Genomic DNA, 12,476 nt, shown 5'->3' with positions numbered 1-12,476 from the left:
ACGAGCCCATCGAGCGCCAAGCCACCGATCAATCCAGCTGCAACGGGGACCCCGTAGTAACCCCGCCTATGGCCGTAATGTCCGTGTCCTCTGCGGTAGCCGCGACCGCTATAGTAGCGGCGCCCATAGCCAAAACCACCATACCCATAAGTGCGACCGTGGCCGCCATAGTACCTGCGGCCTCCGCCATGGCCGCCATAAAACCCATGTCCTCCGCCATAGCCGCCATGATGGCCTTCAGCCTGGGCCGCACTCGGAATGGCCACGAGGCTGATGACGAGCGTGACCGTCAGAAGGCCGACACTCAGTGCCGTCTTCACCCTACCAAGACGAGCCATAACTATTTCTCCTTTGCGTTGCGCGTCCCTTCCCGAAGACTCGTTTGAGCGGGTCAAGGCCCTCTGCCTTGCCCAACGCCTGAACGCACGGGTGCGATCCGGCAGGCTCTGCTGAATGGTGTTTTCATCCCACCTCGCCCGCGCGCTTGGCAGGAGCGTTCCATCACATGACTTCGAAGAAAGCAAATAAGGTGAAGAGTTATACAGTAATAAAAATATATTTTATAGCCACAGCTAAGCTGTAAATTCCCCTTGTTTGTACGTCAGCTTCAGAAGCAACTGAATTGATCTGTGCTAGTCGGCCTAGACAATATCGTTGAAATGTAGACGAGGGGCGACCTGTAATGGCCACCCGTCGCTTATTCACAGCTCTTTTTATCTCAAGGCGTCAGTGACGTTCCCGCGGGGCATCGCCATGGTGTCCCTCTCGACGCTCTTCGTGGTGCTCTCTGCGAGGTTCATGATGGCCGCCCTCGCTACGCTCTTCGACAACGCGTCGTCCGTGGCTATCGCCTTCCACCCGAACCCCGCCCGGATTGACATCGATATGCTGAGCGAAGACTGCTGTTGGAGATACGGCAAAGGCCGCAGCGATCATTGCTCTTGCTGACTTTTTCATCACGACATCATTCTCCTGTGCTCGGATTTGGAAGAAAAAACATGGCTGTGCTTTGCTTCCGGATCGGATTTCGTTACGTCGGAGAATTATTCTGAGTAACGAACTATTTGCCGTCATCCGATGACTGAGTCCCGCCAACCTCGCCTAATGCTTGGGCTCAAGACAATCTTTGCGGGATCAAGCTTCTAGTTTGTGTCCCTAGTGGCCACCACCCCTGTGATGACCGCCGCCACCCGAGCGTCCGTGCCCACCGGAATAGCCATGTCGCCGACCGCCGCCGTGCCCACTGTACGATCTGCGATGTCCGCCGCCATAGCCGTGCCGACCGCCGCCACCGTGACCGCCGTAGCCGCCACCATGACCGCGGGAATGACCGTAGCCATGGCCTTGGGCGGCTGCCGGTTCGGGGATTGTTGCCAAGCCAAAGCCTAGTGCGAGCGCAGCAAAGCCAGCGATGAGTGAGGCTCTGAATTTAGACGTACGTGTCATGGAATAAACTCCGCAATTACGGGGATCGATTTCGTGTGGCGACCTTGGCAGGTTCAACGACCGCCGCCGAAGACGATGTGAACAGCGAGCGGCGGCGGGTGCGCATTTCCTACAGGCACGTAACGCTCGACGGGACGGAAAAGTCGAAGTCTCGTTCCAAAATGATCCGCAAACGGCCGTTTTCGGCGCAAAGCCGGCGACGAGCGAGGCAACCAGGAATTGCTGCGCTTAAATTGTCCCGCATCTCTGCTGCACAATCAGCGTACCCATAATACCAATCGGTACGGGTGAGGACTCGCGGGTTTACGCGGAAGCGGCGGATGTGATTCGATGTGGCAAGCTAGGAGGTTTGCCATGTCGAAGGCCGTGGATCTGCGCGAGGATTTCGATGCGGATACCCTGCGACGTCTGGCGCGGAAGAGCCGCGATGCCGGTCAGAGCCGGCGGCTTCTCGCGCTGGCCGCGATCTACGAGGGTGGGAGCCGGACGCAGGCCTCGCGGATCGGCGCGGTCGGCCTGCAGACGGTGCGCGACTGGGTGCTGGCCTTCAACGCGGCCGGGCCGGACGGCCTGATCGAGCGCAAGAAGCCCGGCCCGCGGTTCAAGCTCGACGCGGCCCAGCGGCAGGCGCTCGCGGTTGCCATCGAGGAAGGGCCGGACCTGCAACGGGACGGCGTGGTGCGCTGGCGGCTGAAGGACTTGGCGGCTTGGCTGTTCGCGCGCTTCGGCGTCAGCCTCGACGAGAGCAGTGTCGGACGGGAGGTGAAGCGGATGGGCTATGCCAAGCTGTCGGCCCGTCCGCGCCATCATCAGCAGGACCCGGCGGCGCTGACGGCGTTTAAAAAAACCTCCCCGCCCGCGTGAGCGCGATCCGCGCCCAACTGCCAGTCGACACGCCGCTCGAACTCTGGTGGCAGGACGTCCTTCGAGAGCCTCAGGATGAGAGCCCGCGTCGGTCAGAAGAACACGGTCCCGCGCCGGTGGGCGCGCAAGGGCAGCCGGCCCACGGCGCCCAAGGATCAGCGCACGGCGTCCGCCTACATCTTCGGGGCGATCTGTCCCGAGAAGGGCAAGGACGCCGGTCTCGTCCTGCCCCGCTGCGCCACACCGGCCATGAACGCGCATCTGGCCGAAATCAGCCGCGCCGTCGATCCCGGCGCGCACGCCGTCCAAATCCTCGACGGCGCCGGCTGGCACGTCGCCGCCGACCTCGTCGTCCCCGACAACTTCACCTTGCTGACGCTGCCGTCTCATGCGCCCGAACTCAACCCGGTCGAGAATGTCTGGCAGTTCCTGCGCGAGAACTGGCTCGGCGACCGGATCTTCGACTCCTACGAGGACATCCTCGATCAATGCTGCGAGGCTTGGAACAAGCTCGTCGCACAGCCTTGGATGATCATGTCGCTCGGACTGCGCGAATGGGCCTATCGGTTATGAACCATGCCGATTGGTATTAGCCGGCGCTTGGACCACGTGCGTTCTGAGGAGTTCTGGGATCGCGTGATGCACGAAGCCTACGAGATCCTGCCTGCGCAAGGCAGCATGTCGGTTGCGGACATCATGGTTCGGCTGCGAATGACGACGCTGAAGGGCGGCCGCTTGGTCAAGGAAGCGCTATCCGAGGGGATGCCGCGCAAGAAGATCGAGATCAGCGTCGAATACGAGCGATACTTCCAGAGGGTTGGCAAGGACGCCTATGCGCGCCTCCCAGGCTGGGACGGCGCGCTGGGCAAGCGGACGCGCGCCGGGTAGGGTTGGCGAAGTGTCCGGCGCCTCCCGAGAGCGCCGGCGGGCTAAACTCACCTGGACCTCAGGAAGGATTGGCGCAGCTTCGGCCCTGCGTCACCAAAGGTCCTCCTCGTCGAGACGCTGCAGGGCCGAAACATGCAGCCGCAAGCTGTCCGATAGCTCGCCTCGGACCAAGGCGAGGTCCCCGAGTTCGTCGAACGCGACGTCGAGCAGTTCGGGACCCATCACCTCGACGAAGGCTCCTTGGGTCTCCTCATCGTATTCGGTGGATTCGACGACGCGATCTGATACCGCCCTCAGCCTGCCCAACCGTTCCCTGGTCGGCGGAAGGCGCCGGCGTGTGGCCCTTCCGGTTGAGCTTGACGGAGCCTTATCCTGCTCAACGTCGCGCGGACTCGCGTGCCTCATCGTCTCACTCCCGTTGCTAGAGTGCGCTTCGTGTCTGGGGAACCGGAGTCGTAAATCGTCTGACACCGGTCGCGGCCATGTGCTCGCGGTCGGTGCGGTTGATCTGCAGGGCGGGGCAGCCTACCGCCCGGGGGACTTCGACGTCGCGATACCGTCCGACCACTGGCGCAGGGGCAGCCAAACCCTATCGGCACTTGGCGGCACCAGCGTCGTATTTATATCGCCAGTATATTCTACCGCCGATCCGCCTGCTTGACCATCACCCTCGCCGCGCCGGACCAGGATGGTCGTGTCGACCTGTGGATTGCGGGAACTTCGGTAAGGGGAATTCGGCAACGGCCCGGCAGCACCGACGACAGGCATAGGGTCAGTGCTCTCCGGGATGGCCCTGGGGGCCATCGGTTCCCACGTCATCTCGGTCAGCGGCTGTGCTTTTGCTCCTCAGGAGCAGGCCGATTGCTCCGAGCCTAGCCGCCCGGCAAACGTCGTGAATGCCCTTCACGGGCTGCTTGGTACGGACCGAAGCCGACGCCCTGGACACCTGCCCGTACCGACGGAGCATTCGCAACGGGGACTGGGACGACAAGGTCGGAGGTGGCGCTCGCGGATATCGCAAGTCGGGTGGCGGTTCCGCGGCGTCGTAACGCGCCATACCGCTTCCGCATCGACCTTTGAGGTTCATCGAGAACGGGAACGGTCTCTTGAAACTGGACAGGCTACCTTCGGCACCGCGTGCGGCCGCGATGCCCTTTCGTCCCGTCGGTCGCCGCACATGGCGACGAGTTCCGGATCGGCCTCCGGTATTGCAGTTATATATACCTGCGGTATAATTAGAGACTTCACCCACGTTTCGTCGATGCGGCGCGGCCGTCCCAGAAGGGGCGGCCGCCGCGCGTTTCTCGTACGCCTGCCGCCATGCGCGATCCAGGGGTAATTTCAATGGAACAGGGGGAGCGAACGATGTCGTTCGGCATCCAGAGGTTTCGGGGCGAATCGTCCAGTTCAGGACGGCCGCTCACGGTCTTAGACGCATTGTTCGAGGGCTTGGTGGGGATGGCCGCCGAACGGTCGGACGCCCAAAGGCTGGACGCGCGCGGACAGGATAGGAAAGTTGCCGGTCGGGACTTGTACGCGGGCGACCTGGAATTAGATGTCGCCGTGACGCGAAATGCTCCGGCCAGGATGCGAAATTCACGTCGCGATGGTGCAGCGGAGACCCGGCCCCGTGGACGGGAGAGACGAAAATCACGGCCAAGCGCCCGAAGTCGGTTGTCGGCGGGAGCTAGCCGAAGCGTACGTTGCGCCGCGCGGCATGGATTCGAACGCCGGTCGCTACCGGGATGCCTGGAAGGATGACCGCTTGCGACCCGGCCATGTGCGTCGAGGAGAACGTGACGGTCTCGGGCGGAGTCAAACGAAAGCCATCCGGCGCACCGAGATGGACGTAAAGCGAACCCGCGCACGTCCCGGCTATCGCGTCCTCAGGCAAGCAATTCTTCCTTCTCTTCGCATGGAGCGGCGTTGCGATGGCCCACGGTGAACGGACGACCGACCTGATGCCTGGCGCCGTGGATCTGCGGCAGGTGGTCGATACGACGGCATTGTGCCCTCTGGACCGGTTGGCCCTTCGACGGAACCTGGATGTCGAACGCCGTGACGGCTTCGGCCCACCGGACAAGCTTGTGCCCGTGGGCCTCTACGCTCGCTACTCGTCTAATAAGCAGAAGGAGATGAGCATCGAGCGTCAGGTCAAGGTTGTAACCGCTTACATGAGGAAGCTTGGTTACGCGATTTACGTGCTGTATGACGACCCTGCTCGAAGTGCCCGATCAATGCGTGATCGTGAAAGCCTGCAGCGTTTGCTCGAAGACTGTCGGTCTGGCAAGATAAAAGTCATCATGGTTGAGGACTTTGACCGGTGGTCCCGCGAAACTTACGATGCGGTCGAAGTATGCGAGCAATTGAATGAGCTTGGCGTGGAATTTCATAGCGCCGGCGACTTCAAGGCACTGAACAAGAAGGAGGTCATCGAAGCGGCACTCAAGGCCGAGGCGGATCGGGACCGTCGCACCCTGATCATGGGCATGGGCAGGTTCCAGCACGCTGCCCAGGGCGGCGCCCATTCCGGTGCGTTCTTCGGATATCGGTACGGCGAAGAAAGGGGCTTCCTCGTGCGTCACCCCGAGGAAGAGAAGACCATATTTTCAATCTTTGAAATGGCAGCCGCGGGAATTTCCTACCGAAGCATCGGCCGGATCATGAAGGAACGCGGGGTTGCAGGACCGACGAAGGATTGCAGATGGACGAAATCGACCGTTGCGAACGTTTTGGGCCAGTTGGCCTATACGGGTAGATGGTACTATCCATTTACCTTGAATACGTTCGACCGCAAATCGGGGAAGGTCGCCGTCCAGCGTCGGCATCCGAGCGAGATGACGCGCAACTACTTCGATCACCTTCGAATTGTGCCAGACGATCTGTTTTTCGCTGTCAACGAGAAGCGACGCCCCCGGGGGAAGCAGAAGTTCGAGCACAGCCACTTCTTGGCCGGAAAGGCGACGTGCGACTGCGCCGGGGTCGAAGGCCAGCGGTTCACCTTGGGTGGTCGACAGCTAACCTGCAACGTCTGGTCGGACGGGGGCTGCTGCCCGGCGAGGCGTCACTCCGTTATGCACGAGACCGTGGAGCGCGCCGTCCTCACAGCCGTTTGCGGCAAGCTGCGGTCCTTCGTCGGCGAGGAGGATTTCGCGGCTGCCGTCGACCGCTCGCTACGTGAAGCCTCCGCCGCCCGCCGTGCCGCCCGTGCGGATGTTGAGCGTAAGATTGCGGTCACCCGCGAACAGCTTCGCCGGGCGCTCGTCAAGGAGCTTGAATCGACCTACCCATCCGACCTGTTGTCCGAGGAGAGGAGCCGCCTGACGGGGGAGCTCGCAGACCTTCAGGCCCGTTCGGCGGACCTCGCCGAGCTGCCCGAGGTGGACGAAGCCGGTGAGAGGCTTCGAACGCTTTCCGCCACGTTGGATCACCTTATCGAGCGGGTGCCATTCAGGGCCTTGACGGAGGCGGAGGCGAAGGTCTCCGCCGCCCTTGCCCGCCTCGTCCAGCGGGTGGTGGTCATGCGGGATGGCCGGCCGGCGGGGACCTTGGGCCTGGCCATCCACCTGGACTTCTTGGCGTTCCTACAGGAGGACGGGAGCTGCGGCTCGCCCGGTGTTGGCTTGGACGTGATCCATGTCGATGTCGAGCAGCCGATGGGCCGCCACGTCCGCCTTCGCGAAGACGCCGAGCGGCTTATGGCAAGCGGAGGTTATCGGATCGACGACGCGCGTTGGGCCCTCGTCGCCAAGCACCTCCCGGACGTCACGGGCCACAGGAATGACTCGCGCCACATCCCGACGCGGGCCCTTGTCGACGCCCTCCTGCTCCGGCTCCGGACGGGCCTGCCTTTGCTGTCGGCGGCGTTCGGCGACGCGCCGGAGATGCGGCGTGCACTCTCGCGGTTCGTCTATGCCGCGGGGGACCAGATCCTGATTGACCTCCTTCGCGAGGCGGACCCTTCCTTCGTGGCCGGACTGGACCTCGGCCCGGTCGAGGCCGCGCGGGCGCGCTGGAAGGTTGGCGGTGATGATTGGCGCAAGCGCAGGGGGCCGGCCGCACGCTTCCATGCCCTGGATGGCCAGGATGCGCTCACCGACGAGCAATGGCTGGCCTCGAAGCCGCTGTTGCATTCGTCCATCGAGATCTCGTTCAAGGGCACCCCGGGCATTCCCGGCCGGATGCTGCTGGAGGCGGTGATCCTGGCGCTGCGGACCGGCCTCTCATGGCGGAGGATGCCGGAGCGGTTCGGCGACGAACGGAACCTCACGAATTCCGTGCGCCGGCTGGTCCGCAGCGGAAGTTGGGACCGGTTGTTGGAGCTATGGGCGCTGCGCTTCCCTGAGCTTCTCGACGGCTTGGATGTCGGGCGCTTGGCCAATATGCTCCGGGGCTCGGCAGAGTGGCGGGGCCCGTCACCCAGGCGCTCGCGCTACGCCAGGAACGGCGGCGTGGCCCCGGCCATCCATCGAGCGCGCCGACGCAAGTCGCCTGCCGGGCGGAAGACGGACGCGGCCTAGTCGCCGCCAGCAGTGTTCTTGGACGGCGAGCGTCAAGGGCCTGGACGTTGGGCGCAGGAACGAATGCAGAGAGCGCTCGATGGCGATCGGCCAACGCGCGTGCTGGTCGCGGCGTCCCGGTCGCTCTCCTGCGTACGCCTCCGGGCGAAAGGGCACGCGGCCAGCCTTCAGCTCCTGTAGGCGACCAGGATCGTGCCGGCCGCTATCAGGTCGACGCCCAACCAGTTGGGGACGGTCAGGCGTTCTCCGAGGAACATGATCGCGAAGACCGCCACTAGGACGACGCTCAACTTGTCGATGGGCGCCACGCGGGCGGCATCCCCGAGCTTCAGGGCGCGGAAGTAGCAGAGCCACGATCCACCGTTGGCGAGCCCCGATAGGACAAGAAACAGGTATGTTCGTCCCGAAACTGAATCGAGTGGTTTCCATTGGCCCGTGCCGGCCAAAAGCGCGCCGAGGACGCACAGGATCACCACCGTACGGATGAATGTGGCGAAGTCCGAGTTGATGTTCTCTATCCCGATCTTGGCAAAGATCGCCGTCAGCGCGGCAAATGCCGCCGAGAACAACGCCCAGAACTGCCAGGAGGCCAGCACGACTTTCATGGGCATCTCCGAAAGTCGGAACCGAAAGGGGTCGTGACGAGCAGCCGCCGAACCGAGCAACATGCAACGCTGTTCGACGGTCTTATGCGGATGCCGATGACCCACGGCGCCGTGGCGCTGCCTCGCCCCGGCAAGATGGAGCGGGGCGAGGCTGCCGCCTCAGCATTCCGCCGGCGCCGGAAGGGAGGTCGCCCCGGCCTGCCCGCCCCTTCGGCATCGGTGAAGCCCTCACGCATCTGGGGTTGACGTGGACCGGGAGCAGGAAGGAAACACGGGTCGCTCGCTTAAACCGGGCGGCGGGTCGGTCAGAGGCGGTCGAACACGGAACCCATCCTCGGGCTGAACAAGCGCTCGTAAGTGCGCATGAGGAAGGCGTCGGTCATGCCGGCCACGTGGTCGCAGATTACGCGCCGACCGTCAGGCGCCTTTTCGTACGCCTCGTAGGTCGACCGCGGCAGGAACGACTTCGGCTCCGAGGCGAGGGCCTCGAACACCGCGACGACCATACCCTGACCCTTGAATTCGAGGTGCTGGACCCCCGGGCTGCGAATGACGACCTCCCGGACCAGTTCCTTCAGCGCTTCCAGGAAGGTGTTCGCTCCGGCTTCGATGGCAGCCCGATATCGAACGAGGGGCTCGTCGAACTCCTCCCTGGTCTCGATCACGCAGTTCGTGATCAGGTGATGGACCATCCGGCCGATGCACCTCTTCCGGGTATCGCCGGCACCGAACAGCCGATCAAGGAATCCCTCATAGACGTTGTTGCCGAACTCCTCCGGGTATTTCTCCTTGAGACTGTTGAGGAAACTTGAGCTCTTCTCCTCGGTCACGTGCGCCTCGAAATCCACCCGCGTTACCAGGCCAAGGGCGAGGGCATCCTCCAGGTCATGGATGCCGAAGCCGATGTCGTCGGCGACGTCCATAATGCTGCAATCGAACGACTTGTGGAGGGGCTTGCGGTGCTTGCCCTCCTGATCGCGGGCCTCGGTGAAGGCGTTGCGGTCCTTTTCGCTGAGTGGGGCGAGGATCCAGTCGACGACGTCTTGCTCGCAATCCAGGTAGCACTTGGGCGGCTTGGAGGCCTCGCGGTCGATGATCCGGATCGACTCCGGGCCGACGTGGAGGGCGGGGCGGATGTCCACGTTCATCGCGAGGCTGAAGGGCACGGGATACTTCAGAACCCCGAGCAGGGTGCGCCGCATCAGGTTCGCGCCGGCGACCTTGGAGAACTTTTCCAGCCTGGACAGGATGCGCAGGGTCTGGCCGTTGCCCTCGAAACCGCCGGCACCGCGCATGCAGAAATTCAGGGCAACCTCGCCGCCGTGGCCGAACGGGGGGTGGCCGAGGTCGTGGGTCATGCCCACGGCCTGGATCATGCTGAGGTCCGGGATGTATTGCCGGGCGGCATGGTCGGCATAAACCTTCTCGAACCGCCGCGCGATCCCGCCGGCAATCTGCGCGACCTCAAGCGAATGGGTGAGCCTCGTCCGGTAGAAGTCGCTGTCGCCGAGGTTCAGGATTTGCGTCTTGCCCTGCAAACGCCGGAACGACGCGGAGTGGATGACCCGGCTGTAATCGGTGGCGGCCCCATCGCGGGCGTCGTCGGCCTGGGCCTGCCATGGTTCGCGGCGGTCGTACCAATCCATATGCAATTACTTTCGCGGCTAAACTCGATCCAGGCAGCCGGTACCTCTCGGCTGCGCTGAATACCAACGGAAAGCGTCGATGCCGCCGCGGTTCCTTGCTCACGGCGCCTCCGTCCTCTTAGGAGCCTCGGCAGTTGGATGTGCGGGTCTTCCACCGTCGGTGTTTCGAGCCGCGGGACAAGGGCCGCTACGCCCGTAAGGGAGGCTGACAGCGCAATCCGCAGGCCGGGACCGAGGCTCGCTCCACGGGGGAACGGTCCGTCTACCGCTTCACGAACCCGATGTCGGCGGCGACGCCCTTGAGGCGCTCGGGCTCGCGCTCCTTACGCTCGGAGTAGCGGTCGACGAGGTAGTCGGCCCGTCCACGCATCAGGAGAGTGAACTTCATCAGCTCCTCGCAGACGTCCACCACCCGGTCGTAGAGCGGCCCGGGCTTCATTCGGCCGGCGTCATCGAACTCCTTGTAGGCCATCGGCACCGACGACTGGTTCGGGATGGTGATCATCCGCATCCAGCGCCCCAGCACCCGCAGGCTGTTGACCGCATTGAAACTCTGCGATCCGCCCGAGACCTGCATCACCGCAAGCGTCCGCCCCTGCGTCGGGCGCACCGAGCCCTCGCTCAGCGGCAGCCAGTCGACCTGGGCCTTCATCACCCCGGTCATGTTGCCGTGCCGCTCCGGGCTGACCCAGACCTGCCCCTCCGACCAGATCGAGAGCTGCCGGAGTTCCTGCACCTTCGGATGTTCGACGGGCGCGTCGTCGGGCAGCGGTAGCCCGTCCGCGTGGAATATGCGGACCTCCCCGCCCATCGCCTCCAGCAGCCGTGCCGCCTCGTAGGCCAGGAACCGGCTGAAGGACCGATCCCGGAGCGACCCGTAGAGGACGAGGAATCGAGGCGCATGGTCGAGCGGCGTCGGCGGCGCCATCCGTTCCTCGGTCGGCACCTCGAAATGCGCCTCGGAGAGGTTCGGCACCCCGTCGGCGAACGGCTGCTGGGGCTTGTCCAAGGCGCTTAACTCCTCTATGTTTCAACGATAGTTGATATGTAGGTCATTCGATGGACGAACGGCAAGCCCTCGCCGCCTTCGCCGCCCTCGGCCAGGAGCATAGGCTCCGGGTCGTGCGCGCCCTGGTCACCGCCGGTCCGGGCGGCCTCGCCGCGGGCGTCCTCGCCGAGACGGTGAACGTCGCCGGCAACAACCTGTCCTTCCACCTGAAGGAGCTCTCGCACGCCGGGCTGATCACCTCCCGGCGCGAGGGCAAGTCGGTCATCTACAGCGCCGCCTACGCCGGCCTGTCCGACCTCGTCCAGTTCCTCATGCGTGACTGCTGCCAGGGCCACCCCGAGGTGTGCGCCCCGGCCGTCGCCGCGCTCGCCGCCTGCGACTGCACCACCGGGGACACCCTCCATGCCTGAGCCAGTCTACAACGTCCTGTTCCTCTGCACCGGCAACTCGGCCCGCTCGATCCTGGCCGAGGCCATGCTCAAAAAGGAGGGCGGCGGGCGCTTCCGCGCCTTCTCGGCCGGCAGCCGACCGAAGGGCGAGCCGCACTCGCTGGCGCTGCAGGTCCTGCGGGAAAGCGACTACCCGACGGAGGGCCTGCGCTCGAAGTCGTGGGACGAGTTCGCCGGTCCCGAAGTCCCCGTCATGGATTTCGTCTTCACCGTCTGTGACAACGCCGCCGGCGAGACGTGCCCGTACTGGCCGGGCCAGCCGGTGACGGCCCACTGGGGCATCGAGGACCCCGCCGCGGCGGAGGGCTCGGAGATGGAGCGCAAGCGCGCCTTCGTCACCGCCCAGCGCTACCTCAAGAATCGGATCGCGGCCTTCGTCGCCCTGCCGCTCGGCAGCCTCGACCAGGTCGCCCTGTCGTCGAAGGTCCGCGAGATCGGCCAGATGGCCGGCGCGACCTCGGCCCGCCCGGAGGTCGCGTGATGGACGTCGTCATCTACCACAACCCCGCCTGCGGCACGTCCCGCAACACCCTGGCGATGATCCGCAACGCCGGCATCGAGCCGCACGTGGTCGAGTACCTGAAGACGCCACCGAACCGGGCGCTCCTCAAGCAGATGCTCGCCCGCGCGGGCCTCTCGGTCCGGGATGTCCTGCGCGAGAAGGGCACGCCCTACGCCGAGCTCGGCCTCGCCGACCCGGCGCTGACCGACGAGCAACTCCTCGACGCGGTCGAGGCGCACCCCGTCCTGCTCAACCGTCCGTTGGTGGTGAGCCCGATGGGCGTGCGCCTGTGCCGGCCGTCGGAGGCGGTGCTCGACCTCCTGCCGGACCAGCAGGGGGAGTTCGTGAAGGAGGACGGCGAGCGCGTCGTCGACGAGCGCGGCCGCCGCGTCGCCACCGCTTGAGGACACCATGAGCACCTTCGAACGCTACCTGACCCTCTGGGTCGCCCTCTGCATCGTGGCCGGCATCGCGCTCGGCCACGTCATGCCGGGCTTCTTCCACGCCGTCGGCGCGGCCGAGGTCGCCAAGGTGAACCTGCCGGTCG

General features: G+C 64.5%; 9 protein-coding genes and 2 pseudogenes. 7 read left to right on the top strand and 4 right to left on the bottom strand.

Going from position 1 to position 12,476, the window contains the following annotated elements:
• Positions 1–1,800: 1,800 nt before the first annotated feature.
• Positions 1,801–2,883: pseudogene (locus tag AX737_RS32285) on the top strand (IS630 family transposase).
• Between the two features lie 66 nt (positions 2,884–2,949).
• Positions 2,950–3,198 (top strand): hypothetical protein, encoded by a 249-nt coding sequence (locus AX737_RS19810; protein ID WP_003596801.1) that lies wholly within the window; start codon positions 2,950–2,952, stop codon positions 3,196–3,198.
• 90 nt (positions 3,199–3,288) lie between these two features.
• Here AX737_RS19810 and AX737_RS37285 read toward each other — a convergent pair whose 3' ends face one another.
• Positions 3,289–3,420, bottom strand: coding sequence for a hypothetical protein (locus AX737_RS37285; RefSeq protein ID WP_276518062.1), 132 nt, complete (start codon positions 3,418–3,420; stop codon positions 3,289–3,291).
• Between the two features lie 1,709 nt (positions 3,421–5,129).
• On the opposite strand from AX737_RS37285, the gene AX737_RS19800 reads away from it, so the two are divergent.
• The gene (locus tag AX737_RS19800; RefSeq protein ID WP_012455870.1) at positions 5,130–7,718 is read left to right on the top strand and encodes a recombinase family protein; all 2,589 of its coding nucleotides are present in this window, start codon (positions 5,130–5,132) and stop codon (positions 7,716–7,718) included.
• Between the two features lie 167 nt (positions 7,719–7,885).
• Here AX737_RS19800 and AX737_RS19795 read toward each other — a convergent pair whose 3' ends face one another.
• From AX737_RS19795 to arsH, 3 genes are all read right to left on the bottom strand, one after another.
• Complete coding sequence (locus tag AX737_RS19795) at positions 7,886–8,323, bottom strand: EamA family transporter (protein ID WP_012455869.1); 438 nt, start codon at positions 8,321–8,323, stop codon at positions 7,886–7,888.
• Between the two features lie 305 nt (positions 8,324–8,628).
• Positions 8,629–9,969 (bottom strand): anti-phage deoxyguanosine triphosphatase, encoded by a 1,341-nt coding sequence (locus tag AX737_RS19790; RefSeq protein WP_012455868.1) that lies wholly within the window; start codon positions 9,967–9,969, stop codon positions 8,629–8,631.
• A 262-nt stretch (positions 9,970–10,231) separates the two neighbouring features.
• Positions 10,232–10,978: an arsenical resistance protein ArsH gene (gene arsH / locus AX737_RS19785; RefSeq protein WP_012455867.1), complete on the bottom strand. Its 747-nt coding sequence runs from the start codon at positions 10,976–10,978 to the stop codon at positions 10,232–10,234.
• Between the two features lie 50 nt (positions 10,979–11,028).
• Here arsH and AX737_RS19780 point away from each other — a divergent pair, with 50 nt between their 5' ends.
• The 4 genes and pseudogenes from AX737_RS19780 to AX737_RS33460 form a co-directional block, all read left to right on the top strand.
• Positions 11,029–11,388, top strand: a complete 360-nt coding sequence (locus AX737_RS19780; protein ID WP_003596793.1) for a metalloregulator ArsR/SmtB family transcription factor — start codon at positions 11,029–11,031, stop codon at positions 11,386–11,388.
• A complete protein-coding gene (locus tag AX737_RS19775; RefSeq protein WP_003596792.1) occupies positions 11,381–11,908 on the top strand; it encodes an arsenate reductase ArsC in 528 nt (175 codons plus the stop codon). Before AX737_RS19780 ends, AX737_RS19775 begins: the two co-directional genes overlap by 8 nt.
• Positions 11,908–12,333: an arsenate reductase (glutaredoxin) gene (gene arsC / locus AX737_RS19770; RefSeq protein ID WP_012455866.1), complete on the top strand. Its 426-nt coding sequence runs from the start codon at positions 11,908–11,910 to the stop codon at positions 12,331–12,333. Before AX737_RS19775 ends, arsC begins: the two co-directional genes overlap by 1 nt.
• Positions 12,334–12,340: 7 nt before the next feature.
• Positions 12,341–12,476, top strand: a pseudogene (locus AX737_RS33460) (arsenical-resistance protein); the annotation flags it as partial.

Origin of the sequence: Methylobacterium sp. CCH5-D2 (genome assembly GCF_001556475.1) — a bacterium.
GTDB classification, from domain to species: Bacteria; Pseudomonadota; Alphaproteobacteria; order Rhizobiales; family Beijerinckiaceae; genus Methylobacterium; species Methylobacterium hispanicum.
This window is presented reverse-complemented; position numbering and strand designations above follow the sequence as displayed.

What these genes read in the sequence shown, in the direction of transcription:
- AX737_RS19800 (WP_012455870.1), top strand. Translation starts at nt 5,130, where the DNA reads ATGGCCCACGGTGAACGGACGACCGACCTGATGCCTGGCGCCGTGGAT.
- AX737_RS19795 (WP_012455869.1), bottom strand. Translation starts at nt 8,323, where the DNA reads ATGAAAGTCGTGCTGGCCTCCTGGCAGTTCTGGGCGTTGTTCTCGGCG.
- AX737_RS37285 (WP_276518062.1), bottom strand. Translation starts at nt 3,420, where the DNA reads ATGGGTCCCGAACTGCTCGACGTCGCGTTCGACGAACTCGGGGACCTC.
- arsC (WP_012455866.1), top strand. Translation starts at nt 11,908, where the DNA reads ATGGACGTCGTCATCTACCACAACCCCGCCTGCGGCACGTCCCGCAAC.
- AX737_RS19775 (WP_003596792.1), top strand. Translation starts at nt 11,381, where the DNA reads ATGCCTGAGCCAGTCTACAACGTCCTGTTCCTCTGCACCGGCAACTCG.
- AX737_RS19790 (WP_012455868.1), bottom strand. Translation starts at nt 9,969, where the DNA reads ATGGATTGGTACGACCGCCGCGAACCATGGCAGGCCCAGGCCGACGAC.
- AX737_RS19810 (WP_003596801.1), top strand. Translation starts at nt 2,950, where the DNA reads ATGCACGAAGCCTACGAGATCCTGCCTGCGCAAGGCAGCATGTCGGTT.
- AX737_RS19780 (WP_003596793.1), top strand. Translation starts at nt 11,029, where the DNA reads ATGGACGAACGGCAAGCCCTCGCCGCCTTCGCCGCCCTCGGCCAGGAG.